This window comes from Paenibacillus liaoningensis (assembly GCF_059609455.1).
Genome location: NZ_JCAALU010000005.1, coordinates 301913 through 328891, shown reverse-complemented (window position 1 = coordinate 328891; position 26979 = coordinate 301913). Strand labels below are relative to the sequence as shown.

Sequence of the window (26979 nt, the reverse complement as noted above, 5' to 3'; positions counted from 1 at the left end):
ATACCATATTCGATGTATTGAAAAAATAAAAAAGACACGGAGTGCCCTTTCCGTGTAGATTCTATTTCAATTTATATTTAGCTATTTTATTTGCTTTTTTCAAGTGAGAAAATACAGTATTGTCATTATAATAAATGATCTCAGCATCAGTATCATTTAGTACGAACTCTTGAAGTACAGATAATTTTTTCTGATCAAGAACATATTGAGCTGTTCTAAGATTTAATAATATATTATCGTCTCCTGTAATTTCTGCTAATGGATATATCGGAATTTCAGTATTCAAATTACTAAATGTTTGCTTTGCTACAAGTCCCTTTGTATTATACAATGAGACCGTTTTATTTAAGTAAACCATATAATTGTCTCCGGCTGCAATGATCTCTGAGTTTCCTAGAATATCACGTCCCCACAACACCTTGCCTTTTGATGAAAGGGCTATGAGACGATTGCCTGTTTTGTTCAAATTAGCCCTAAAAATAATATTCCCATTAGATAACAGCAGAGAATAGCTTAGATCTGTATAAGAGCCTTGCGGAAAGTTATAACGAAAAACTCTGTTCATCGAAGAATTGTAGATATCCGCTTTAAAATCTGTAAAGGATGCCGAATGATTTTCTACTATAATTAAAGTATCTGATACTTTTGCAACAGTCCCTTTAATTAATTTTTTAAACAATTGTTTACCTTCCTTATTATATCCATACACCGTACTTGTTTCCTCTCCAGCTTTAGATGAAGTAGAAACGACATGCAGCAATGTGCCATCTTTCATTAAGTGCATTTTTCCTTGATCTGGAAGTCGAATCATCCAATTTTCTTTGCCGCTTGCATGAATTGAAAAGAGAACATTTTCCCATTCAAAGTAGGCGTACACCGTTCCATTGGGAGCGTATAAAAAAGAATTATCTGTATTAAAATAACCAATGCCCGCTTTATAAAAATGATATGTCCATTTAATTTTCCCTGTGTCTAAATCAACAGCCTTCAGAGTATCATAAGGCCATGCTTTGGTATAAACTTTTTCATCTTGCATATGCATATAAACTGTTTTTTTGTTGGGCAACACATGAATGTCCTTCTTTACTTCCAGATAATCAGAGCCAGTCCCTTGTGTCCATTGAGGAGCTGGCAACTTGCTCCACTTTTCTGCCGAAACGCTTGCACTGGATGATAAGAATAATAGGCAAGAAACTAACAGAGCAGCAATTGATTGTTTCATGGAAAACGCAACCTTTCGATCATCAATATTTGGCCCATTTCTTTCATTAAAAAAGAAAGAAATGGGCCAACTTTTATATACATAATACGACTATAAACTTTAGTAGATTTAAATCCCCATTTACAGAAACATATAGGCTATAGGCTGCCGCTTCAGCCTTACAAAGTCCCAATCCGCTTCGATAGCTCTGCCAAATCCTGTCCTTTCAGTGCGCCTTCCACAAGGTCTGGGAGCAAGGCGGGCGTACAGGCAAAGCACGGCGTGCCGTCGCGTGACAGCTGTTTCGCAAGTCCCTCGTCGTAAAATGGCTTGCCCTTGTCCGACAAAGCGAGCAGGCACATCGTGCGCACACCCGATTCCCGCATTTCACGCATTCGGCGAATAAGCCCGGATTGATTGCCGCCTTCATAAAGATCGGAGACAATAATGAACAGTGTTTTCTTCGGCTCTTCAATAAATTGCTCACAATATTTGACCGACTTATGAATATCCGTGCCGCCGCCAAGCTGAATGCCGAACAGCATATCGACGGGATCGTTGGCACATTGCTCGGTCAAATCTACAACCTCTGTGTCAAATACGACTACTCTAGTATTTAGCGCCGGGATGCTGGCAAAGATCGAGCCGACAACCGAAGCCCAAATAATCGAATCGGCCATAGAGCCGCTCTGATCAATGTCGATAATGACCGTCCATTCCCTGCTTCGCTGCGCCCTGTCAAAATAATAAAATTTCTCAGGTATGATTACCCGCCGCTCCGTATCATAATGCTTCAAATTCCGCTGAATGGTCCGCTTCCAGTCCAGCCCGCTCAGGGACGGCAGCGGCGAATGCTGCCTCTTGTTGAGCGCTCCCGTCACCGCGCGGCGAATATCCGTTTCCAGCAGCTTCACCAGTTCATCTACTACCGCTTTCACAAGCAGGCGCGCCGTATCTTTCGTTTTCTCAGGAATTTTCCCCTTAAGCGACAGCAGCGTGCCCACGAGCTGAATATCCGGCTTTACGGAGGCGAGCAGTTCCGGCTCGAACAGCAGCTGCTTCCAGCCTTTGCGTTCCATCGCATCATTTTGAATGATAGATACGACATCCTCTGGAAAAAACGATCTCACGTCGCCGAGCCACTTGGACAGGTTAAGCGATCCGTGGCCTGTACTTGACCCTCTTCCAGCTCCAGTGCCTGAGCCGCCCTTCGTACTGCCGGCCGCACCGCTTTCATCATAAATGGCTGCCAGCGCCGCATCCATAATAAGCTCCTCTTCCGTAAGAGCAAGCCGTCCGTCTTCGTTACAGCTAGCCAATTGGCTTTCCGCTTCTTGTCCCAAAATCAGCCGCCAGCGCGATACTGTATTTTCTTTCCGATTTTCCTCCATATGTTAAAGATCCTCAAAGTCAAAATCATTCAGATCGTCCAGCATTTTTATCTCTTCCTCCATTAGCTCACCTGTTATAATTTCTGCGGCCTGCTCCCCGCTTACTCCCCACAGCTCGCCCAGCAGCTCGCCGATCATCGTCTTCTCCCTTGAAGAGAAGGAGCTGAACGCTCTCCGTAAAAAGACAAGCGCCCGCTTAAACTCATCGTCCTGCAGCGAATTAATGTAATGGTTCAGCTGTTCCCACAAGCTTGTCCGTGAGAGCAGGCTGTAGCGATTGCGCATCGATAGCCCTTCAAACCAGCCTGCACCAAGATCAGCCGTAATGCCTGGGGAAAGACGCCGGGAAACTTCTGCAGCACACTGCTCCGCCGTAATCGCACCCCGTTCCATCAAAATAGCACAGGCGAAGCCGGATAATTTGGGATTTCGGTCATCCCGCTCCGATAAATGCAGCAGCTCTTGCACCCACTGCTTGTCGTCAATGATTTCACTATGATCCTGCGAAATGCGGTTGAGCTCGTTTATCGCCGTAATCATGCTGCCTGCCGCTTCATCATTGCAGCCCGCACCATCCAGCAAATATAAGGAGCCGCGGTGGAACAACTGCTCCAGCAGCGGAATAAGCGGCTGTGTATCTACCTTGCGAATATCGCCATAGCCAATAATCATCGATAATCCCCGTGCCGCCGCTGCAATTTGCACGACATCGCGGCTGTCGGCAGCCAGCGTCTGCAGCACTCTGCTGCCCTCCTCCATCTGCGAGGTCATTCCACAGCAGCAGGAAACATGAATGAGCGCCGAAGCTTCTTCAATAGAGCGGCAGGCAAGAAGCTTCTCACGAAGCACATAAGCACACGCTACTTCAATCGTTTCCCCGAGCAGCGTCGCTTCCACAACTTGAATTTCAGCTTCCGGCGACCACTGGATGAGCCAATTTTCCGCCCAGGTTGCTCCTTCCTGACCGCTTGGCTGACTCTTCACAAAAGATATGCCAAGCAATAGCAATCGGTGGCATAAGATGGAACGGTTTAAGTCCAAAAAGGCAGCTTCCACTGAAGCGACCCTGCGGTTTTCTCTGAGATCAAGCGTTAGGGTGCTGGCGACCGTCGTCTTGTACTTCTCCAGCTTTAATCTTTTTAACTGCCGGTTCAAATCGTCTTGAATAGGGGTTTGGCTCACTCCCTCTGCCAAGCGGCCTATCGCCGTTCCCACGTCAACTCTTGCCAGCGCCTCAGCGACAGCAGATAACTCCCCATGCCCGAGCAGCGTTTGAGCAGCATCATGAAGATCGCGCAAAGTAGGCGCACTGCCGTCATGCAGTGCAGCGAGCGACTCTGCCATGCGTACAGCTTCAATCACCTCGGCGGTAGAGCGGTGAGTGCCCCCGCTCCTTACAAGTCTGGCAACCGAGGCGAGATAACGGTGTGGAAGCTGCTCCAGCATTCCGCCCTCCATCGCCTCCCACATCATTTGGAAATAGTGGGGCGCATCATTTCCGGCACCATAACCCGACATCGTCGACAGCTTATAATAAGAGTAAGGCATTAACGTATGCTTGGTGCTGCGGGATGGCAGTCCCGCTGCCTCTTCATCGCTCATCGCCGCTGTCAAATCCGCTAGTGCAGCAGCATGATAGGCGCCGCAGACGACCACGATTCGCTGGGGGTCATGACCTGCCGCAATCGTTTGCTGGATTTGCCGCCGCATATAAGACTCCCGTAATGCATTATAGGCATGCTCAGCCGGGTGCTCGCGCTGCTCCTTCGCCTCGCCAAGCTCGCGCATCTCCGCCGAAAAAGCGAGAATGGCTTCCCGGTATGCGCCGGGATTGGCATTATGCTCAAAGCTGCGCTCCCAATACATATCATAATCGCTCTCACCCGCAAGCTCGGCAATCCGGCTGTAAATGGAGCGTTTCTCCTCCCCTTCAGGTACAGCAGAAGGCTCCTTTCCCTTTGACCGGAGTGCATCCTGCAGCGCTAACGTCACGGAAGAAGGAAGGTCAATAAATGCCGCGGATGCGCCATGCTCCTTGGCCCATTTCATCGCCTGAAACTCCGGCGAATATACAGCGAAGGGCCATAACACCGTACGCACGGGAAGCTCTTCGGTAAAGGCTAATATGGCTGCGGGCAGTTCAGTAGCGGCATGTGTCAAGTGCTTGATCTCGCCAGTCGCATCCGAGGGGCCTTCAATAAGCACCGCCGTCGGCTCACGCTCATTCAGGTACTCAAGCAGCTGCTTCGCCCCGCCAGGAGACAAATGGCGCACTCCGAAAATAAACACCTGATCGTCAGCATTTACATTCACTCGTTCATCTCCTTGCACGCTTGATACAAATTCCGCCACTCCGCTCCCCGCTTCTTCATGACGTTGTCCAAATATTCCTTCCAGACGAGCTTGTCCTTATCATCATCCTTGACAATGGCGCCCTGCAGACCGGCAGCCAAATCGCTATCTGTCAGCTCCCCGCTGCCGAAGCTTGCGGCCAGCGCCATGCTGTTGGTCAGCAGAGAGATCGCTTCCGCAGTCGAGATGACACCTGCTGGCGATTTCAGCTTCTCTTTCTTGTCGAGCGTCATGCCGCTGCGCAGCTCGCGGAATATCGTAACCACCTTGAGCAGCGCCTCGTCTGCTGGAAGGGAAGCCTCCAGCTCATAGGACGCCGCAATTTCGCTGACCCGTTTTTTCACAATTTCAAGCTCTGTTTCTAGATCCGATGGTGCCGGAAGCACAATGATGTTGAACCGGCGCTTGAGCGCGGCAGACATTTCATTCACTCCGCGATCCCGGGTATTGGCTGTCGCTATAATCGAGAATCCTTTGCGGGCGCTCGTCTCTTTTCCAAGCTCGGGCACCGATATCGTCTTCTCGGAAAGGATCGAAATGAGCGCATCCTGCACCTCCGACGCACAGCGGGAAATTTCCTCAAAGCGGGCAATGCCGCCATCCTCCATCGCCCGCATAATCGGACTTTTCACAAGCGCCTCAGGCGTAGGCCCATTAGCCAGCAGCATGGCATAGTTCCAAGAATAACGCACCTGCTCCTCGCTCGTTCCGGCAGTTCCCTGCACGACGAGCCCGGAATTGCCATAGATCGCGGCTGCCAAATTTTCCGACAGCCATGATTTGGCGGTGCCCGGCTCCCCAATTAACAGCAAGGCGCGGTCCGTAACAAGCGTAGCAATCGCCATCTCAATTAAGCGGGTATTGCCGATATATTTAGGCGTAATGATTGTCTTGCCGGCTTTGCCGCCAATGATGAACGTCAGCACCGAGCGAGGCGACATTTGCCAGCCTGCCGGAATTTTCCCTTTGTCCGCCTTGCGCAGCGCCTCCAGCTCGTGACTGTACAAAACCTCTGCCGGCAGCCGCATCATATCCTGAAGCTGTTCTTGATCTGTTGTCATTCGTACATCTCCTTTAAGTTTAAATAGGCTGTTGAACATTCAGCGTTAGGGCAGCCCCCTTATTTTCGCAATAAGCCGATAATTTCTTCCAGTTGTCTCGCACAGTCATATCTATAGCTAGGAAGAATAGCTTCCAAACGGTCAGCATAGCTCTTAGGGAAATGAAACATCAAATGGAACAGATAAACGGAGAAGCTGTACAGGCTTTTGTCCTTTGAATCCTCCAAAATCTCCATCAACAGCTCGAGGCGCCGAGTTTCTTCCACTCCGGCATGCTCCAATCCTTTAAAAACATGCACGCCAATTGTATTTAAACCGCTTTTCTTCTTCTCTTTCCACTCTTGCAGGCTCTGCAGTAGAAATTCTTCTACCCTCTTGTGCCCGGGACGTGCAAAAACAGCGACCAGCTCCAAATGTTTACGATCGATGAGCCAGTCCAGCCAGCGGGCATCCCAAGCTTCAACCAGCGGCGCTGCAGTATTTATCTCCCCATTGTAGTAGTCATAGCTGCCTACCATATACTCCATCGTATCGAGCAGTTGGCGCTCGCGAGCGCTTGATGCTTTGGTGACGACCGATTTCAGCTTGCTCGCAGTAGAACCCACATAATGCATGTATACTTCCTCAGGAGGCAAAAGGCGCTTCGCCATGCGGAATGAATACGGCAAATAACGATGATTTTTGTGATCCAGCTCCTGCAGCAGGCTTAATACTTCCATGGAATTCGTTTGTTCCAAATATTGCGCTGCTTTGTCCAGCAGCGTGATCCAGCTTAAAGCGGTGAAACGGTCCGCTTCACGCACAATCTGATCATAAAGCTCCTCAAGCTGGGGCATGCGCACATATTCGAACGCTCTCAAAAACGGCTGGACTTTCGCCCACGCTTTATCGCTAGCCTTCTCATCCTTATTATTCACTGGAGCCTGATCCAGCTCTGCCCTAAACAGGGGAATAAGCCTTTCCGTCAGCGGCTCAGAAGGCCAGCTGTTGAGCGCTTCTGCCGCAAGCTCGATGTCTTTTCCAGAAAACGCCGCAAATAAACGCTCTGTGCCCTGCGCAGAAGCTCCTGCTGCCAAGGCGGCATAAGCCGCTTCACGAATGGGCTTCTTTTTGTCCAGCGTCCAGCCTATTAAGGCATCGGTATACTCCTCATGAGCGGCAAGACATTCAATGGCAGCGACCCTAATTTCATCTGCCCCATTCTCCGCCGCATCAAAGATGAGCTCCAGCTCCGCTGCACCACCTGCCTTATAAATAACACGCAGCTTGCGCACATCGCTTTTGCCGCCGGAGCGGTTAAAGCATTGGATCAAATACGGAACTACTGCTGAGCCATAGGCGGGCAAAATTTTATCCATGGCAAATTCGGCCATTTCGGAATAGGGATCGTCCAGTGCACGTATCGCAAATGGAAATAGGCGCAAATCGTTGAACAGCCCTTCGGCAAAAGCATCGGTCACGATTTCGTAGCGGCCGCTGCCTGTCGTAGAAAGCGCCTTTTGCACCTCGGCCAGCTTGCGATAGGAGTAGCTTGTGGATAATGGAACCCCTCCGCCTGCCAGATCCAAAACCTCGCCATCCACCGCTGTATGGCCTTGCGTGTAGAGCACGGAGCCTAGCAGCACGGCCAGCTCTTGCAGCTTCACGGCTGCTCCCGTGCCTTCGGCTGATTCAAGCAGCGCTGCAATGCCCTCTCCCAATTTTTTGAAAATGGCTGCGCGTTCGCCTAGCTGCTCGAATTGCGGCAGAAGGCGCTTCAAACGAAAATCTCCCGCAGCCAGATCGCTCCCGGCAATATAAAGCCTTCTTACCTCTTGATGAAGCTCTTGCAATAACGCTGTACTCATGGGTTGTCCCCCTAAATTGATAATAGAAGCTAGTATAAAAGCCGGGTTATATTTTCACCCTTTATGATAGTCAGCGGCTGGGCAACAAGCCGCCCTTGGTCCATCCGGTGCTCAAACATGACCAGAACGCAGCAGTCCTTCAGTTGAGTGTCATCCAGGTAAGGCAGCAGAGATACGGTGCCTTGCGGCAGCGCTGCAGCATCCTCCAGCACAAGCTGTCCTCCCGCTTCGTCTATTAGCGCAAACTGTCCGCTTTCGGTTGCTCCGACTTTGGCGGCGTGCAGCAGCATAACAGGCGACTTGTCGCTGAGCGGGTTTTTCAGCTGGTTCTTTACACGCTTGACCGCTTCTGCATAAGTACCGTTCGCCTTGGAAGATACGTTCGCCAAATCAGCAGCTGTCACAGCTCTCGGCACCATTTCCTCAAAGCGCACCCGGGCATTCATATCTCCTGGATACTTGTACAAGGAAGGCACCTGAGCAATTTCAAAAAAGCTGTCATCCTCGCGCATATGCTTTGCCGCTTTGCGGGGGCGATATTGCACGGTGCGGTGAATTTCGCCGCTAGCCGCTTCAAGCCAATAGCCGACATCTACAAACTCTTGTCGGGCATCATCGTCATAGCTGTAGAAGGCCAACTGCAGCAGCTCTGCTTGTTCTGTTACAAGGCCAAATTCCTTCAGCTCGGTTAACTGCCAGGCATGGCCCAGCCACTCCTCAATTGTTGACGTATGGTCCAGCGCAAGCTCTGGATCTTCCAGCTTGGAGAGCAGATAAGCTCGTCCTTTCTTGATAAAAGCATGCAGCCTGGTCAGCTGTTCCGCCGCATCGGTATAACTCGCTTCCCGGTCACGTTGATCGGCGAGCAGCAGCGCAAACCGCCGCAGCTCAACCTGCGCGCCCGACAAATAATAGTTGCCCAATTGCTTAACATGCTCTTGGATAGCTTTAAGTATTTTGCTGTCGATGGTGCCAAGGCCGCTGCGAATGAGCGAAAGAATGAGCTTTTCCAGCACATCAAGCCCCTCTAACTGGGAAGCTATTTTTTTCTTCAGGGCTGTCTTGTTCACCTTCTTCGGTTTTGGCGGCTCATCACTATTTTCCTTTTGTGCTTTATTTTCAACGCGTTTTTCTGCTTTTTCGCGTTTGCTTATAATATCTTCAGGAATCGGCGCCACTTCAAAGGACAATCCATCCGTGTACGCATACAATAAGCCTAAGCCATGCTTGCAAGGAAATTGGCGGCTGGGGCATGTGCAGCGAAAGGTCGGCTTCTCTGGGATGACAAAGTCAACCGAGCACTCATAGTTGGACTTGCCGCTGCCTGAGCATTTCCCAAACAATAGCTCCCCTGCCTCGGAACGGTTTAATTGCACAAAGCTGTTTTTCTTAACGAGTCCTTGCCCGTTCTTGATTGCGGCAGCATTCGGAGCAAGCGAATCGACATAGGATGCTGAAATTTCAAGCAAAAAAGATTCCTCCCTACTCATTTCCTATAATTTACTTCACATTCTATTATAAGACATTAGCTATTATTTTTGAAAGAGCATTAGAATCTGAATAAATCATCTATTTTTAAATATTTTGTTATAAAAATAGGTCTTTCTACACAGAAAATATTGTAATTAATCTATTTTTACTATTGTTCATTATCACGTCGGATTAGGCACGCCGCCAGCAAGCCGATGCCGAGCACAAGCGCCAGTAGGAAGAACGTTATGCGATAACTGCTTATTTTCATGAAAAATAACGAAAGCATCGGCCCAAAGCTGGTTCCCGCGAACAAAATAAACGTATAGATGGATACGGCGATCCCCCGCGATTTCCCGCCTAACTGCCCAATCAGCGACACAAGTGACGGGACAGCGAGTGCTATTCCAGCAACAAATATGACGCTCATTACGATTAATAAGGGCAGGCTGCGCGCAAGCCCCAAGGATGCCAGTCCCGCAACCGCGAGCATGAGCCCGACTCGCAGCACCAAACGGACGCCAAGCCGTTTCGCAAGCGCTCCTGCGAAAGGGGAAACGATCATGCCGACTACTCCTATGGCACGTACGTAAAGCAGCTCCTGTTTGCCTAGTCCAAAAGCCGGTCCGCTTAAATAGCTGCCCAGCACCGTATACATGCTCACGAAGGACATAAGCAGCACGAAAGCGACGATGTAGCTTAGCACCAAATAAGGCTGCTTCCACACGGTTCCCATTTCCCGCAGCGGTGCCCAAACGCTCGCATGCGCTTGCTGCGCATTCCCCTTCGGCAGCAGCGACTGTACGAGCAGTGCTGTCACGGTATAGACAACAGCAAGCAGCACAAAGACGGCATTCCAGCCATAATGCTCGCTTATTAGACTGCTCATGACTTGACCAGCGATTCCCGCGACCAGAAATCCGGTGCTAATAAAACCAATCGTCGTTACCCGTCTCTCTATCGGAAACATTTCCACAGCATATGCAAGTGCCACAGGCGAGAAGGTTGCAGCCGCAGCCCCCTGCAAGCCTCTAAGCACAAGGAGCCATGGAAATTGGTCAACTAAACCAATCGCCAATGATAGCACCGTTAGAGCGGCCAGCCCGATAACAATAATCTTTTTGCGGCCATACTTTTCGGATATTGCCCCATACAGCAGACAGCCTATCGCAAAGCCGAGCGAAAAAATGCTGCCTGCGGCGGCAGCTTGGGTCAGCGTTACGCTGAAATGCTCCGCGAATAGAGACAGCAGCGGCAAGGTAACATAGAGACTAGACATAACTGCCATACCGGACCAGCACAAAATCAAGGTCATAACGGAATAGTTGGCAGATCGAGCGGGTAGAGTGACAGATGAAGCATCTTTTTGTAACATACAGCACCTCTTTCAAAAAAATGATTGGATCCTTTATAAGGGTTCGCTAATTTAATTAGATTATCTAACTATTATCGCAAAAAAATTATCTTCCCACCCCCAGTCTCTTTTCGATGCTTGCATTCAGCTTTACCATTACCTTGTCAAAAACCTGCTGTTCTTCCGGCTCAAGCCCGATTGGCAAAGATGAACAGGTCGACCAAAACACCGGCAATATTCGGCTCACTAAGTCGCGGCCCTCCGATGTAATGCTCACATGAATCATGCGGCGATCAATAACGCTTTGTTCGCGGGCAATCCAGCTGCGCTTCTCCAGCCAATCCAGCAGAGCCGTTACCGAGGCTCTGCGAATGCCAAGCCGCTCAGCAAGCGCGGATGGCGTCACAAGCTCCCGGCCTTCATGCAGCGTTAGCAGCAGCAGCAGATCGAATTTGCTTTCGGTAATGCCAAATTCGGCTAAGTCGTTATCCATGACGTCCAAAATATGATCGCCTAGCCACAGCATAAGCAGTCCGATTGAAGCCGATTTCCGGTCCGTGTCCTGTGCAGCCGTAGCCTGCATGAGCTCCAGGTAGGGACTTGCTCCGAGCTTTGGCAGCTGCTCAGCCGTAAGCTCCTTATTATTTTTTCTAGCCATTGCGTACCTCCGCCTTTGCGGCTGCCTTGGTATCTCGTTTTTGCAAGGCAACGATTATAGTTAGATAATCTAATTAAATTTAATTTACGCTATTTTTTGCAAAAAGGCAAGGGCGTCTATGAAAAAATAAGCCTTGCCCCGCGGCAAGACTTTCAAATCCAATTTATGACAGAAAAATATTAGATTCCCTAGCAACCTGCAGCGCCTGGACGCGATTGCTCACACCAAGCTTTCTATATATGCTCTTAATATGCCACTTTATCGTCTCGCTCGCATTGCCGAGCTTGGCGGCGATTTCCTTATTTGCCAAGCCATCAGCAATGAGCCGCAGCACCCGCATTTCCTGTTCCGTTAAAATCATTTTCACCTGCTGCTTCTCTCCTGCTTCCACATTCAAAGCAAGAAGCAATGCCCTAACATAATCCAGCGTCACAACGGGCACCCGCTGCTCTTTAACGCTCTTATATGCATGTCTATTCCGTGTATAAGCGATTAGCAATAAGGCCATCCGTTCGCCTTCATCAATGAAGCTGCGAATGTAGCCTTCCGGCTCGGCAAGCCGCAGCGCTCCCTCCAGTTGTGCAAGCGCAGCATCCATCCGGCCCATTTGCTCAAAAATTAAGCTTTGCAAAATCATGCTTTTTATGCGGTCGCGAAGCCGGTCCTCCGTGCTTAATAGCTGAAGCAGCCGCCCTAGCAAATGCAGCGCATCGTCCGGCCTGCCGCAGGCAGCAAGCACTCTGGCCAATATGAGATGCTCAGGCACACGGCCTAGCGATACTTCGTCCGTATGCCGCATGCCGCAATGATGGAGCCAATTTTGCGCCTCTTGGATGAAGCCTTGCCGCAAAGCAAGCCGAGCTTGCTCCGCTTCAATTCGCAAATGGAACAATACCGCATCGGGAGAATCGATATGCGACTTTAGCTGCATGAGCAGCTCCGCGGCCCGCTCGCTATTTCCCTTAGCCTGCTCAATTTGTGAAGCGCTAACCGCTAATTGAATCATAATTCGGGCAAAAGGCTTAATATCGCCGCGTCCAAGTGCTTGATTCGTATAAAACGAAGCGTCATCCAGCCGATTCCATTCATAAAGCAATTTGCTGTACGACACGTTGAGGAAGCCGATAAACGGGTATTGTTTTTTATCCTCCCATGCTTTAATCCATCTCAGTAAAAATGCACCAGCCGCATGAAGATCGTTTATAAATGCCAAGTGGTCGTCAAAAGCATCATAGCCTTGATAGCGATTGCGTCCCATCGTTTGAAAAAAACTGCCCTCTGGCATGTATTGCTCCATTTGCTCCAAATATTCCGACGTCAACTTGAGGTCTTTATGTAAATAGGAAACGATGGAGCAAAAGAAATAAATGTTGCCCATTGCCCGCTTCCAATCCGCTTCAGCTAATTGCTCTTTCAATAAAGCAAAGCGAATTCGGGCTTGCTCTATTTTGCGGAAAGCGGCTTTCCATTCCCCCACACCGAGCAGAACCGAAATATAAAACATTTCAACCATCGGCTTATCTGCAAAGGTGCTTTCCGGCAAGACGGACAGCCATCTATTTAATACAACGCTTTTCGTTTGCATGAAAGCAATGAGATTTTTCTCTATTAAACGTACGGCATCGCTATACTGCTGGCCCTGCAGAAAATGCTCAACTGCCCCCTGCTCAAACCCCTGGCTCTCCAGCCATTGTGCGGCACGAATGTGCGCTTGCAGCTTTTTATCCGGCTTTTCCCTCAGCAGCAGCTGCTGCAAAAAATCCGAAAGCAAATGATGATACCGATACCAGCCACGCTGCTCGTCAAGCGGGATAATAAATAAATTCAATCGTTCGATTTTCTCCAATTGCGCCTGGCTGTTGGCACAGCCCGTTACCGCCTCGCATATAGAAGCGTTCAACCTTTGTAAAATTGACGTTTCCAGTAGAAAATCGCGCAATTGAATCGGCAGCTGACTAAATACTTCCTCCAGCAAATAGTCCGAAATATGATGATGATGCCCATTAAACTGCTCAATCGATTCCGGAATATTGCCGCTCTGCTTTAAGGAAATGGCAGCCAGCTGCAAGCCGCTGATCCAGCCCTCCGTCTGAAGGCACAGCAGCGCCACCTGTTCTTTCGTTAAATGCAGCTCTGTCAAATCGCGAAAAAAAACAAAGCCTTCCTCCAGCTCAAACCGCAGATCGGGCATCTTGATTTGATGAAATTCCCCTTTTGCCCGCAGCTTTGCTGTAGGAATGGGAAGTTCATTGCGGCTGGCGATATATATATGAATATGGGCAGGCAAGTGCTCCAGCAAATAAATGAAAGAATGCTGAATAGACGGCAGTTCAATAAATTGAAAATCGTCAAGAATGATGGAAAGCTCGCTATCCAAGCCGGCAAGCTCATTCAGCAGCATGCTCATCGCAGGCTCTGCGGATACCGATGGCCCTTTCTCTATCAAGGCTCGAAGGGAAGGAGCAAACCCGGCAACACGGGCTTGAATGGACGCTGTCACATAGCTCCAAAAGGCAATCCAATCATTGTCATGCACATCCAGTGAAACCCATGCCACTGGCGAGCTGCATAATCTCGCCCACCCGCTCAAGGCTGTCGTTTTCCCATAGCCGGCTTGTGCGGAAACGACGGTCAGCTTCGCTTTCATTCCCTCTTCCAGCTTGCTCATCAGCTTCGGCCGAAATACTAAAGGGCTGCGAATAGGAGGAATATGAAGTTTAATGCTTGCCATTACTTGCGGACACCTCCGAAAATGCCTATGTATCAATACCCATTATTTCAGGCCACCCCCTAGTATAGCAGAAAACAGGGCAATAAAAATACGGCACGTACTGTTTGACCAGTACCCGCCGTATTAGATAGGTTAGCTTATGAATTAACGATTGTTGAGGTGTCCCACAGATGGGCAGCGTCTTTAAGTGGAGGCGTTGCCGCGATCTGCAGTATAGGCTGGCACCATTGGAGCTGAGCAGCTCGGCTGATGCCTTGAGAGGCAAAATGCGTCGTATTGTGTCACCGAAAAAAACAATGCTGTATTCTTGTTTATCATAATAGGAAGCAAGCGATTAGAAAATCCCCCGTTTGGGGGGGGGGAGGATCAACTCGTTTCTTGAAACAGCTGCTTCGCTGCTTGGATAGCAGCTGCGGCACGCGGCCAGCCCGCGTAAAAAGCAAGATGGGTTAATGCCTCTACGACCTGCTCCTCCGTCAAGCCATGCTGCCTCCCTAGACGAATATGGAAGGGCAGTTGCTCCGTCGATCCGGCGGCCACTAATGCAGATATCGTAAGCAGGCTGCGTTCCCGAAGCGACAGCTGCTCTCTTTTCCAAACCTCTCCGAAGAGCAGCTCCTCCGAATATTGGACAAAAGCGGGCGCTATATCTCCGAACGTTTGCCGGACATTTGAAGCGATCGCTTCTGGAGGGTTAATCATTTGGGCGATCCCGCTGCCGAACGTCCAATCTTCCAGTTCCGTCCCGACGAGCATGATGAATACATCTTCCTCGCGAATGGCCAGTTCGCTCGCCAAACGCTGCGCTACCCTTTTATAAAAATGCTGCTTTTGCACCGTGCTTCTTCCAGATTTCAAAGTAATTTGGATAAAAAGCAACTCTTCGGTCCGCCTAATATTTAGATAATGGGGACTATAATAAAATTCGCTTGCCCGATGCCCATGGAATACTTGAAAAAAATCGTCCTCCGGCACATGGAAATGCTCCATAAGAGCACCCATAATAACCTGACTAATGGCTGACAGCTGTGGCTCATCATATTTATTTTCCAAATAACTGACTCTGACGAATGGCATGCTGGCTTCCTCCTTCAATTGGATGCCCTCATTGTACGCCTTCCTCACTTATTTGTATAATTGAATAAAATCATATTCTTATTCAATTATACCGAATAAGATGGTTGGCTATTTATACAAGGAGCTGTTCAGCAGCAATTTGAAGGAAATAAGGCCTAGGCCTACAGCGCTCACTCTTTTTCCCGCAGCGAGTTGAACCCCTCTCCGAACACCTCGACGACGTCGTGAACGGTAACAAAGGCGTAGCGGTCCGTATCGTGGACCAGCTTTTTGAGCCGGCCTACTTCGGAGCGGCTGACGACGCAGTAAATAATTTTTTTCTCGGCATCGCTGTAACCGCCTTTCCCGTGGAAAAACGTCGTGCCTCGCTGCATTTCCGTGTGGATGCGGGCTGATATTTGATCGGCATGGCTCGTAATGATGATCGCCGCTTTGCCTCTTCCCGAGCCTTCCATGACGTAGTCAAGCACCCGCGTGCCCACGAAAACGGCCACAATCGTATACATCGCCCGTTCCCGATCCAAATAAATAAGCGACAGCACAATAGTGGCGCAGTCGAACATAAAAACGCTTCTTCCGACAGGCCATCCCCAATACTTTTTGAGCACCTGCGCCAAAATGTCCGTTCCGCCGCTCGTCCCGCCATACCGGAAAACAAGGCCCAACCCGACGCCGACCGTCACGCCGGCATATAAGGAAGCCAGCAGCAGATCGCTCATAACAAAATGAAAGTCCCGAAAGATGTATACAAAAAACGAGAACATCAACGTTGCAAAAACGGTATAAGCCAAAGAACGCCCTCCGAGCGCCTTCCAGCCAACAAAAAAAAGCGGGAGGTTAAGCAAAAAATTGGTTACCCCTGCATCCCAGCCAAACATATATTTCAGCAATAAGCTGGCTCCGGTAATACCACCCTCGGCCAGCCCGTTAGCTGCATTGAAATAGTTGATGCCAAAGCCCATAATCGCCGAGCCGACGAGGATGGCAGCACCATTTTTCAAATGCTCGTTCATGCAAATTCTTCCTGGAGCCGCGCTTCGGCCGCCTCGTTCGTAGTCTCTTGGCTGAGGCTCCGGCGCGCTACGCCCGACTGGTAGGCTGCGGCAATGACGGCTTCCCGCACTTTTTCCACAACATGTTGGTTAAATACGCTTGGAATAATGTAGGACTCATTCAGCTCCTCTTCCGTAACGACGGAAGCGATCGCGCTTGCCGCGGCCAGCTTCATCTCCTCCGTAATTCGCGAGGCGCGGCAGTCGAGGACGCCGCGGAACAAGCCCGGGAAGCAAAGCACGTTGTTGATCTGATTCGGGTAATCCGACCTTCCGGTCGCCATCACGCGGACGTACGGCTCCGCTTCTTCCGGCGGAATTTCCGGCGTCGGATTCGCCATGGCGAAAACGATCGGATCGCTAGCCATATTTTGTACATCGTCCACACGGAGCACCTTAGGCCCGGACAGTCCGATGAATATATCGGCGCCGCGGATTACCTCGCTCAAAGCGCCGCTTCGGCCTTCGGGATTCGTATGCTCGGCAAACCATTGCCATGCAGGATTGTCATAGTTTTGCCCCCGCACGATAGCACCTTGCCGATCCACGCCGATAAGGTTGGTTACCCCGGCGGCCAGCAGCATTTTGGTGCAGGCGATGCCCGCCGCTCCGATGCCGCATACGACTACCTTGCAGCGGCCTAGCTCTTTTTTCACCACTTTGACGGCGTTCAGCAATCCTGCTAGCAGGACGACCGCCGTCCCATGCTGGTCATCATGGAAAACGGGGATATCCAGTTCCTCGATCAACCGGTTCTCGATTTCAAAACAGCGCGGCGACGAAATATCCTCCAGATTGATGCCGCCGAACGTCGGCGCGAGCGCTTTGACAATTTGAATAATTTCTTCGGTGCTCTGCGTATTCAGGCAAATGGGAAACGCGTCCACACCGGCCAATTGCTTAAACAGCATCGCTTTGCCTTCCATAACCGGCATCGCCGCCTCCGGCCCGATATTGCCGAGTCCGAGCACCGCAGAGCCGTCGGAAACGACCGCAACCGTGTTGCGCTTGATTGTCAGCGAATGCGCTTTTCTCGGGTCCTCGTGGATTGCCATGCAAACTCGCGCCACGCCCGGCGTATAAACGCGCGACAAATCCTCGCGGTTTTTGATCGGCATTTTCGGCACCATTTCGATTTTCCCGCCGAGATGGATCAGAAAGGTTTGGTCGGAAACATGCAAAACTTTGATGCCTGCCATTTTTTTGACAGCGCTTACAATAGAGTCGGAATGCTTATGATCGCTCACGTGAACCGTAATATCCCGAATCGTCGTCGCTTTGCCGGATTTCGCGACATCGATCGCGATAACATCCCCGCCGGCATCGCCGATCGCTGTCGCGATCTGCCCAAACGTCACCACATCCTTGGCGATTTCCAGCCTAATAATAATACTTGTGCCTCCACTTACACTCGCCTTTACCGTCATTTCCGATCACTCCCAGTCCACAAATTGCCGCTGCTGGAATCGGCCGCGTTCCAACCGATCCAAAGAGCTGCTCCATTTATTGCGCAGGCGGCGTCGCCGCTGATTTTTTGTTTTTCAAATAATAAATAAGGTAACACATGACGACGAAAGGAACTCCGCAATACAAAGCGATGCGCTGAGCAGGATCGAAATACAATCCTATGCAGGACGTCAGACAGAGCAGGAACGCCGCAATGGGCACATAAGGGTACAGCGGAGTCCGATATTTCAAATCCTGAAGCCTGCCGCCCTCCCTAAGAAACTGCCTGCGGAACATAAATTGCGAAGCGACGATGCCCATCCATACGGCTACGACGGCGAACCCGGAGATGGCGATCAGAACGACGTAGACGGTATCAGGAGCAATCACACTGGAGAGCAGGGACAGGCAGGAAACCAGCATGCTGATGATCAGCGCATTCAACGGTACGCCACTCGATGTCACTTTCCCAAGCCACGGGCTGATCATTTTTTCCTGGGAAAGCGCCCAAAGCATCCGCGTCGAAGCATACAGTCCCGAATTGCCCACCGACAGCAAAGCGGTCAAAATGACAAAGTTCATAATGTCGGCCGCATACGGAATGCCGATCTTGTCAAATACGAGAACGAATGGACTTTCGATAACTCCCGCTTCCTTCCACGGGATAAGCCCGGCCAGCACGATAATCGCGCCGACGAAGAAGATCATCGTCCGCCAAACGACTGTGCGGATGGAGCGCGGAATGCTGACGTCCGGATTTTCCGTCTCCCCTGCGGTCACGCCGATCAGCTCGGTGCCGGAGAAAGCGAAATTGACGGATATCATGACGAATAATACCGGCAGGAAGCCGTTTGGAAATAACCCGCCCTGATTCAACAGGTTAGAGAACATCGGCGCCGAGGCGTTGCCTTCCATCGGAATGAGCCCAAACATGGCCGCTCCGCCAAGCCCAATGAAAAGGATAATAACAATGACCTTAAAGCCGGCAACCCAAAACTCGGATTCTGCAAAAAATTTCACGGATAAAGCATTTAAAGCAAACAGTAAAACGGCGAATATCGCACTCCAAATCCAAACCGAGATATCAGGGAACCAGCGCTGCATCAGCAGACCCGCCGCCGTAAACTCCGATCCGACCGTCACGACCCACGTCAGCCAATAAAGCCAGCCGATAGTAAAACCCGTAGCAGGCCCGATAAATTTGGTCGCATAAGCCGGGAATGAACCTGTAACCGGCATCGCCACGCTCAATTCGCCCAGACAAAGCATCACTAGATACATAATCAGCGCGCCGACCAAGTAAGCAAGCACGGCCCCTCCCGGTCCGGCCAGGTTCAACGTATAGCCTGTGCTTAGAAAAAGTCCCGTTCCGATGACGCCGCCAAGTGAAATCATGAAAATATGCCGGCTTTTCATCGATCTTTTCAATGTGTGCTGCTCGTTCTCGCCAATTTTGCTCATCCTATTTCGCTCCCTTGTCGAAGTTTTCGAGATACTCAAGGCCCGCAATTCCAGGGGTTGTCATTTCAAAGGGATTTAATATAACATCTAGCTCTTCGGGGGTCAAAAGATTTCTTTCCAGACATATTTCCTTGATCGTTTGTCCGGAATGAAGCGCTTCCTTTACTAGCCTGGCAGCGGTTTCATAACCGAGATGAGGATTCAGCGCCGTCATGATGCCGAAGCTTCGTTCCACGTGCAATCTGCAGGTTTCCTCATTCGCCTGAATGCCTTCCACGGCCTCGCGCAGGAAAACGTTGAGCCCGTTGCGCAGGATGAGTAAGGATTGGAGCAAATTATGGGCCAAGACCGGCCCCATCACATTCAGTTCAAGCTGGCCCGCTTCTGCAGCCAAGCAAATCGTATGATCGTTGCCGATCACCTGAAAGGCGATCTGGTTGACCATTTCCGCCATGACCGGATTAACCTTGCCCGGCATAATCGACGAGCCGGGCTGCTTGGGAGGGAATTGAATCTCTCCCAGTCCGGCTCGAGGTCCCGAAGCCATAAGCCTGAGATCATTGCAAATTTTAGACAGATTTACCGCCATAATTTTAAGCGCCGCAGAGAGCGCCGTAAAGGCGTCCGTATTTTGAGTTGCGTCCACCAAATCATCCGCCGCGGTTAAAGGAAGTCCTGTCTGCTCAATCAAATTCCGCACGGCCAGCTCGCTGTACTTCAGATTGGCGTTGAGCCCCGTGCCGACAGCTGTCGCGCCCAGATTAACCGTCAACAATCCGGCTGCCGCCGCGGTAATTCTTGCAAGGTCCCTGCCGATTACGCGGGAATAGGCGCCGAACTCTTGTCCCATCCGGATCGGAACCGCATCCTGCAAATGGGTGCGCCCCATTTTCAGAACATCGTCAAACTCCTCCGCTTTCCGCGCAAACCCCGCCTCGAGAGCCGCGACAGCGGCCAGCAGCGGTTCGGCGAGCCGGTAAGCGGCGATGCGGATCGCCGTCGGAACCGTATCGTTCGTCGATTGGGACATGTTGACGTGATTGTTCGGCGAGCAGTGGAAGTAATCGCCTTTCCGCTTGCCGAGCCACTCCAGCGCCCGGTTGGCCAGCACTTCGTTCATATTCATATTGATGGAAGTACCCGCACCGCCCTGGATGGCATCGACGATAAAATGCGCCGACAGCTTGCCCGCAGCCGCCTCCTCCGCAGCCTGCACAATCGCGGAACCGATCGTTTTCGGCAGCATGCCGGTTTCCATATTGGCCAATGCCGAGGCCTTCTTGATCTCGGCCAAAGCCGTCATCAAATGCGGGCTAACCGGGGTTCCGGTAACCGGGAAATTTTCGGTGGCCCGCAGCGTCTGAATGCCGTAGTAGGCTTCGGCGGGTACCGCCTTTTCACCGAGAAAATCATGTTCGATACGCACTGACATGTGGATCTCTCCCCGAAGTCATCTTGGTGGAATACAAGTTCGTTTCATTTATTTCGACATCTGAAAGCAGACCACTTTTGGCTCGGTCATCTCGTGAAGCGCGAAGGCAACGCCCTCCCGGCCAAGTCCGGAGCCTTTAACGCCACCGAAAGGCATGGCGTCAATGCGGTAATCCGAGCTGTCGTTGACCATCACGCCGCCAACGTCAAGCTTGTGAACGGCGGTAAAGGCATGCTCCAGATTTGCCGTGAAAATTCCTGCCTGCAGCCCGAAATCGACGCTGTTGGATTCGCGTATTGCCGTATCCAAATCAGGCACGCTGAAAATCGTCACGACGGGACCGAACACTTCCTCTTTCACGACTTTGCACGTCTTCGGAACGTTGGCCATAACCGTCGGCTCCACGAATGCACCGCGGCGCTGGCCGCCGCACAGCAGTTCTCCGCCCTGCTCTACCGCTTCCCGAATCCAGCTCTCCACGCGCTTCGCTTCTCTTTCGTTGATCATCGGGCCCATGTCCGTGTCCTCTTCCAACTTGCTGCCCATGCGGTACAGCTTCGTTCTGGCGACGAATTGGGCGACAAAGGATGCGTACATCGCCTCCTGCACGTAAATGCGCTGCACGCCCAGGCAATTTTGGCCCGCCGCCCAGAATGCGCCGGATACGGTCGCTTCGACCGCGTCGCTAATATTCGCGTCGTTCAATACGATAGCCGGGGAGTTGGAGCCGAGCTCCATGCCCATTTTTTTTAGTCCGCCCTTTTGCATGATCGCTTTGCCTGTCGTCAGCCCCCCGGTAAACGAAATCATTCTGACATCGGGATGCGTCACCAGAGCATCGCCGATTTCGCTGGCATTGCCCGTTACGACCGATAAAATTTTGGCAGGCAGACCCGCCTGATCAAAAGCTTCCGCCAGCATCAGCGCGCTAAGCGGAGTCGCAGGCGCAGGCTTTACAATAATCGCGTTGCCTGCGGCGATTGCCGGGCCGACCTTGTGCGCAACCAGGTTCAGCGGATCGTTGAAGGGCGTAATCGCCCCGATGATGCCAATCGGAAAACGGTAGTAGTAGCCGAAACGTTTTTCACTGCCCGGCATCTGGTCGAATGCGATCGTCTCGCCATGCAGCCGTCTGGCCTCCTCCGCGCTGATGCGCAGCGTCTCCACGCATCTTCTGACTTCCTTCCGCGCTTCTTTGATCGTTTTGCTGCCTTCGCGGGCAATCGTCTTCGCGTAGTCTTCCTTATGCGCGTCCACCCAGTCGGCTGCGCGGTTCAGAATGGCGATCCGCTCATGCGTCGGCAGCTCCGAGCTCAGCCGGAACCCTTCCTTCGCCTGTTCGATGGCATACAGCATGTCCGCCGTCGAGGCAGCGGGCACGGTCGCGATCAGGCTATCGTCCTGCGGATCGCGGACTTCCATCAAGTTCTCGCGCAGCACCCATTGTCCGGCCAAATACATCTTGCTTTTCTTTTCCATAGTTTCCATAGTCATTGTTTACACCTCATCCTGGTTGTTTAATTTCTATGATTGCAGAAGCTACAGTTGATTGCGGTGAATGTTGATCAGATCAATCAAAATCGAAAAGCCTGTTTCCTTGCGTCCGGCTCCGGCGCCCATCAGCGTGATCGGCCCGGCCAAATCGCAATCGTACGTAACGGCATTCAATGCGCCGCCGACGCCCGCCAGCGGATCGCTGAGCGGAATCGCCTCCGGCCCTACCTTGGCGATGACCTCCTCGCCGTCGCGCCAGCAGCGTGCGATCAGCTTCCAGCGCTTGCCTTCCTGTTTGGCGCGCTCCATATCTTCCCGGGTCAGCTTGCTGATCCCTTCGCAGGCAACGTCCTCCCTTTCCAGAGGCACATTCATCACGATATTGCTCAAAATCGTAATCTTGTACTGCGCGTCATAGCCTTCGACATCGCTGGTCGGGTCCGCTTCCGCATAGCCTAGTCCTTGCGCCTCGGCAAGCGCGTCCGCATAGCTCATGCCCTCTTCCATCCGGGTCAGCATATAATTAGTCGTCCCGTTCAAAATGCCCTTGATCTCGTTGATCCGATTGCCCGAAAGCGCGGTGATTGGCATGCGGAGCGCAGGCGTTCCGCTCATGACCGTTCCTTCGTACCCCCAGCGAACGCCGTTTCTGCGAGCAAGCTCCGACAGCTCCTGATAAGCAAGCGCGACCGGGCCTTTATTGCTCATCACGACATTTTTCTTGCATTTGAATGCGGCGCGGCAGTGATCGATCGCCGGCTGGCCCGTCTTCACATCGGTAAAAGTCAGCTCTACAATCGTATCGGCATTCGTTTCCTGAATCGTCTTGAAACTGTCCCAGCCGCGGTTTAGCCCCGGCTCTTCGGGGTAGGCGTCGAGCCTGCCCGTTTCTTTTACAGCCCGCAGCGCTTCTACGATATTCAAGCCGTCCGGATGATACAAAGAGCCTTTCATCATGTCCGAGATCGCGACAATTTTCGCCTGAAACCCGGTATCGCTGTGTAATGCCTTGCTTTTCTCTTCCAATATTTCCGCCAATCCCTGGCCTACGACACCAAAGCCAAGCAGTGCAATTTTGAGTTCCATATCGATCTCTCCTTATAGGTTATGGATGCTTAAAGGCATCTGCGATTCTACATAGGCTAGCGCTTGCGACAAGTCGGCGATCAAATCCTCCGTATCCTCGATGCCGACAGAGATGCGCAGCAGGCCTTCGGAAATGCCCAGCGCCTGGCGCTCTTCCAGCGTGCATTCGACATGGCTGGTCGTTCTCGCCGGTCCGTAAATCGTTTCAACGGCGCCAAGATTGCCTGCCCGGTTCGCATACTGGAGCCGCGGCAGCAGCAGCTTGATCGTTTCCATTTCCCCTTTGAGCACAACGCTCAAAATGCCGCCAAAGCCGTTCATCTGCTTTTTTGCAATATCATGATGCGGATGTGTCTCCAGACCAGGATAGTTGACGGACTCGACAAGCGGATGTTTTTGCAAAAAGCGGGCGATCTCCATGGCGCTTTGCGCCTGCTGGCGGACGCGGAGCTTAAGCGTTTTCATCCCCCGCAAAATCAGATAAGCCGCCCACGGATCGAGGTTCGCCCCGTGAATTTCCCGGTAGTGGTACACCTTCTCCATCAAAGCTGCGGACCCGCACACGACGCCTCCGAGCACATCGGCATGGCCGCTTAAAAATTTGGTGGCACTGTGAATGACGAGATCGACGCCGAGCTTCAGCGGATTTTGATTGATCGGCGTTGCGAACGTATTATCGACCATCACCAGCGCGCCGACGGCTTTCGCCGCTTTGGCCAAACGTTCGATATCGGTAATTTTCAGCGTCGGATTCGTCGGCGACTCCAGGTAAAGCACGCTGCAGCCCTTGGCAATCTCGCGCTCGATCTCCTCATGATCACCGGTATTGCACAGCACTGTTTCTACATGAATTTGCGGCAAAAATTCCGTGAAAATTTTGTTCGTTCCGCCGTAGGTGTCCTTGACGGAGACAACGCGGTCGCCAGGCCGCAAAAACGTATAAAGCGCGCTGCTGATCGCCGCCATGCCGGACGAAAAAGCGATAGCCTCTTCCGCCTCTTCCAGAAGCCGCACCTTTTCTTCCATCGCCCGGACGGTCGGGTTCGACATCCGGTTGTAGGTATATCCCGGTTTATTCCCCAGCGCCACTTCCTGCCATTCGTCAACGTCGCTATAGTCGTAAGCTACGCTGAGCACGACGGGAACCTGAGTGGATCCAAAAACTCTGAAATCCTTCTCCCCGCCCCAAACCGCTTTTGTGCCTATTCGCGCATTGTTATCGATGTGTTCACGCATTGCTCTCTCACCCTTTGCTATTGTTCATAGATTCGAGGAAACTTCACTTGTTCCTTAATAAATTGTATATTGTATACAATATATGGCGCAATTGCTCCTTTTGACAACGGCATGATTGCCTCCTTGATCAATTTGTATTTTGTATACAATATACAATATCCTTGTTTATGTTTCTGATCATATCATGCATTCTTTTGAAAATCAACAAATTTATGAAGCGCTTTCAAAAGGGCCTCGCCGCTTGATCAAACCCTATGACAATGGTACTATGAATCATAGATTTCCCTGCAGATACTGGAAACCGCATTTTTCATTCGTCCTAAAGGAGCGCTACAATGACCATCAAAAAGTACCAGTCTTTAAAAGATCATGTGTACAATTATATAGCAGAAAAAATTCAAAACGGCTCTTTGCTGCCTAATCAGAAATTGAACGAAGCCTCCATTTGCCAAACGCTGGGGGTCAGCCGTACCCCTGTCCGGGAAGCATTGATTCAGCTGGCCTCGGAAAATTTGCTGGAAAACTTGCCCCGCCGAGGCTTCATCGTCAAAGAGCTGGATACGAAAAAGAAGCTGGATGTTTTTCAGGTCGTCGGGGTGCTGGATGCGCTTGCCGCCACTTTATCCGTTTCACATTTAGACGAAGACGATATCGCAACGATGGAGCGGCTGGTTGAAAAAATCGACTTGGCGATCCAGCAGCAAAACTATACCGATTACCAGCATTGGCAGAACGATTTCCATAATGTTTACTTATTGAAATGCAACAACAGCACCTTAACTGAAATATTGAAATCGCTGCAAAACAGCTTTATCCGGCAAATTTACTTAAGCGAGGACAAGCAGCGGCTGTTTTCGGTATTGTCGCAAATGAATGAGGAGCATAAGCAGATTATTCAGCTTTTCAAAGAAAGAGATTCTGCAAAGCTGGACGAGTTTATTAAAACCGTGCATTGGAAAATTGATTACCTCGATATGATATAAACGGCTAAAACCAGTAGACGAGACGCTTGTCCGTGTACTGGTTTTTTCGTTTTCCTTCGGGCTGCGGGTCGCAGTACCGTTTTAGCCCTTTACGCTGGCGATTCGCGAGGAAGATGTTTTCATCATGCTCGTCATCAATTGGATGTCCCTATTGTACGCCTCCCCGTTTATTTATATAATTGAATAAAATAATAACCTAATTCAGTTTTACCGAATGAGATTATTAGCTATTTATATAAGGAGCTGTTCAGCATGGATTTGAAGGAATTAACGACGTTTCAAACGATTGTTCAAGAAGGAAACTTTTCTAAAGCCGCCCTCAAGCTGCATTATGCCCAGTCTACCGTCACTAATCAGGTTCAGCGGCTGGAGAAAGCGCTTGGCATTCAGCTGTTCAAACGGGGCTGGGATGCCGAGCTTACGGCCTCCGGGCAATTGTTCGCCGCCGAGGTAGACAAGCTAATTGGACATTGGCATTATGTAGCGGAGCAGGCGAAGGCTTTGCAGGAAGAAGAAATCGGGACGGTCAGCGTAGGCGCGTTAGAATCGCTCGCAAAGCAGGTACTGCCTGCTTCACTCCGGCGCTTCCAGGCGCAAAAGCCTCGTGTTTCCTGCCATTTTGTTATAGGCAATACCGACACGCTGTCGCGTGCAGTGCTGCAAGGCGGGCTCGACTTTGCCATTTGCGGGGAGCCTGCTGATTCGACTTCCTTTCGCTTTGAGCCCTTGTTCGAGGAAAAAATCGCCTTTGTTGCAGCGAATGACCATCCCCTAGCGAAAAGGGACGGCATAGATTTTGCTGAGCTGCTTGCTTATCCTTTGCTAATTGGGGGAAGTACATGCCTTTATTATTTGCGATTATCCAAGCAGTTTTCACGCTATGACGAATCCCCCCTCCTGCATACGGTCAGCCAAATTTCTGCAATTCCAGCATTTATCCAGCAGACAGCCGCTATAGGCGTTGTTCTTGCTTCGACAGAGCTGGCGCCAAATCTGGTTGCCCTTGATGTAAAGCTCAAGGATGCCTCCATTCCCATCGGCTTGCTGCAGCTGCGCAATGAGAGTTATGCGGCGACCTCCAAGCATCAATTGTTGCAATATATCAAAGAGGAGCTGTCACTTGCTTAAAGTAAGCTTATAGGTTTATGATAGTCATACAAATGGCTAAAGGAGGTATTTTTCGTGGATCATGTGGACAAACAAATTTTATTCCATTTGCAAAATCAAGCGAGAATTTCCATGACGGACCTTGGCAAAAGTGTGGGCCTGTCCCAACCGGCTGTAACGGAAAGAGTCAGACGGCTGGAGGAAAAAGGCGTTATCGAGGAATACCGCACGATCATTTCCCCAGAAAAAATCGGCAAGCCCTCCATCGCCTATATGCTGTTTCAAACGCGGGATTGCCATGCCTTTCTTGATTTTGTCCATACCTCTCCCGATGTCATGGAGTGCCACCGCATCAGCGGCCAGCACAATTACTTATTGAAAGTGATGACCGACTCTACCCGATCCCTTGAAGAATTCGGCAATCAATGCGATAAATATGGGACGTATACGATTTTGATCGTCATGTCGTCCCCCATTGATCATAAGCTTCTAATCCCTGTTCTTGCGGAAGCACAGTACCTCACGGATTTAGGCTGATGC

Annotated in this window: 20 protein-coding genes; 3 read left to right on the top strand and 17 right to left on the bottom strand. The window is 50.8% G+C overall.

Features of this window, described 5'->3' with window-relative positions; translation table 11 throughout:
• Nucleotides 1-61: 61 nt before the first annotated feature.
• From AC6B99_RS09280 to AC6B99_RS09200, 17 genes are all read right to left on the bottom strand, one after another.
• The gene (locus tag AC6B99_RS09280) at nt 62-1222 is read right to left on the bottom strand and encodes a hypothetical protein (RefSeq protein WP_496663233.1); all 1161 of its coding nucleotides are present in this window, start codon (nt 1220-1222) and stop codon (nt 62-64) included.
• A gap of 158 nt (nt 1223-1380) precedes the next feature.
• Nucleotides 1381-2592, bottom strand: coding sequence for a VWA domain-containing protein (locus tag AC6B99_RS09275; RefSeq protein ID WP_494858021.1), 1212 nt, complete (start codon nt 2590-2592; stop codon nt 1381-1383).
• A 3-nt stretch (nt 2593-2595) separates the two neighbouring features.
• Nucleotides 2596-4905: a DUF5682 family protein gene (locus AC6B99_RS09270; RefSeq protein WP_494858019.1), complete on the bottom strand. Its 2310-nt coding sequence runs from the start codon at nt 4903-4905 to the stop codon at nt 2596-2598.
• The gene (locus AC6B99_RS09265; protein ID WP_496663232.1) at nt 4902-6005 is read right to left on the bottom strand and encodes an ATP-binding protein; all 1104 of its coding nucleotides are present in this window, start codon (nt 6003-6005) and stop codon (nt 4902-4904) included. Before AC6B99_RS09265 ends, AC6B99_RS09270 begins: the two co-directional genes overlap by 4 nt.
• Nucleotides 6006-6064: 59 nt before the next feature.
• A complete protein-coding gene (locus tag AC6B99_RS09260; RefSeq protein WP_496663231.1) occupies nt 6065-7852 on the bottom strand; it encodes a HEAT repeat domain-containing protein in 1788 nt (595 codons plus the stop codon).
• Nucleotides 7853-7881: 29 nt separating this feature from the next.
• Entirely contained in the window at nt 7882-9321 is a 1440-nt protein-coding gene (locus AC6B99_RS09255; RefSeq protein ID WP_496663230.1) for an SWIM zinc finger family protein, read from the bottom strand.
• 170 nt (nt 9322-9491) lie between these two features.
• Entirely contained in the window at nt 9492-10697 is a 1206-nt protein-coding gene (locus tag AC6B99_RS09250) for an MFS transporter (RefSeq protein ID WP_494878372.1), read from the bottom strand.
• An 85-nt stretch (nt 10698-10782) separates the two neighbouring features.
• Entirely contained in the window at nt 10783-11334 is a 552-nt protein-coding gene (locus AC6B99_RS09245; protein WP_494878374.1) for a MarR family transcriptional regulator, read from the bottom strand.
• Nucleotides 11335-11497: 163 nt separating this feature from the next.
• On the bottom strand, nt 11498-14065 hold the full coding sequence (locus AC6B99_RS09240) for a winged helix-turn-helix domain-containing protein (RefSeq protein ID WP_056030089.1): 2568 nt from the start codon (nt 14063-14065) through the stop codon (nt 11498-11500).
• A gap of 366 nt (nt 14066-14431) precedes the next feature.
• The gene (locus AC6B99_RS09235; RefSeq protein WP_081418606.1) at nt 14432-15142 is read right to left on the bottom strand and encodes a tautomerase family protein; all 711 of its coding nucleotides are present in this window, start codon (nt 15140-15142) and stop codon (nt 14432-14434) included.
• Nucleotides 15143-15312: 170 nt separating this feature from the next.
• Nucleotides 15313-16155 (bottom strand): YitT family protein, encoded by an 843-nt coding sequence (locus AC6B99_RS09230; protein WP_056030091.1) that lies wholly within the window; start codon nt 16153-16155, stop codon nt 15313-15315.
• The gene (locus AC6B99_RS09225; RefSeq protein WP_494858005.1) at nt 16152-17621 is read right to left on the bottom strand and encodes a malic enzyme-like NAD(P)-binding protein; all 1470 of its coding nucleotides are present in this window, start codon (nt 17619-17621) and stop codon (nt 16152-16154) included. Before AC6B99_RS09225 ends, AC6B99_RS09230 begins: the two co-directional genes overlap by 4 nt.
• 76 nt (nt 17622-17697) lie before the next feature.
• Nucleotides 17698-19101 (bottom strand): amino acid permease, encoded by a 1404-nt coding sequence (locus AC6B99_RS09220; protein WP_056030097.1) that lies wholly within the window; start codon nt 19099-19101, stop codon nt 17698-17700.
• 1 nt (nt 19102) lies between these two features.
• Nucleotides 19103-20533, bottom strand: coding sequence for an aspartate ammonia-lyase (gene aspA / locus AC6B99_RS09215; protein ID WP_496663229.1), 1431 nt, complete (start codon nt 20531-20533; stop codon nt 19103-19105).
• Nucleotides 20534-20581: 48 nt separating this feature from the next.
• Nucleotides 20582-22027, bottom strand: coding sequence for an aldehyde dehydrogenase family protein (locus AC6B99_RS09210; RefSeq protein ID WP_494858003.1), 1446 nt, complete (start codon nt 22025-22027; stop codon nt 20582-20584).
• A gap of 45 nt (nt 22028-22072) precedes the next feature.
• Nucleotides 22073-23113 (bottom strand): homoserine dehydrogenase, encoded by a 1041-nt coding sequence (locus AC6B99_RS09205; protein WP_056030103.1) that lies wholly within the window; start codon nt 23111-23113, stop codon nt 22073-22075.
• Nucleotides 23114-23125: 12 nt separating this feature from the next.
• Nucleotides 23126-24349 (bottom strand): cystathionine gamma-synthase family protein, encoded by a 1224-nt coding sequence (locus AC6B99_RS09200; protein ID WP_056030106.1) that lies wholly within the window; start codon nt 24347-24349, stop codon nt 23126-23128.
• 335 nt (nt 24350-24684) lie between these two features.
• On the opposite strand from AC6B99_RS09200, the gene AC6B99_RS09195 reads away from it, so the two are divergent.
• The 3 genes from AC6B99_RS09195 to AC6B99_RS09185 all read left to right on the top strand — a co-directional run bounded on the left by AC6B99_RS09195 (nt 24685) and on the right by AC6B99_RS09185 (nt 26976).
• Nucleotides 24685-25332 carry a GntR family transcriptional regulator gene (locus AC6B99_RS09195; protein WP_056030109.1) on the top strand — a complete coding sequence of 216 codons (648 nt, stop codon included), beginning with the start codon at nt 24685-24687 and terminating at the stop codon, nt 25330-25332.
• Nucleotides 25333-25584: 252 nt separating this feature from the next.
• Nucleotides 25585-26460 (top strand): LysR family transcriptional regulator, encoded by an 876-nt coding sequence (locus AC6B99_RS09190; RefSeq protein WP_496663228.1) that lies wholly within the window; start codon nt 25585-25587, stop codon nt 26458-26460.
• 54 nt (nt 26461-26514) lie between these two features.
• Complete coding sequence (locus AC6B99_RS09185) at nt 26515-26976, top strand: Lrp/AsnC family transcriptional regulator (RefSeq protein WP_056030116.1); 462 nt, start codon at nt 26515-26517, stop codon at nt 26974-26976.
• The last annotated feature ends 3 nt before the right edge of the window (nt 26977-26979 follow it).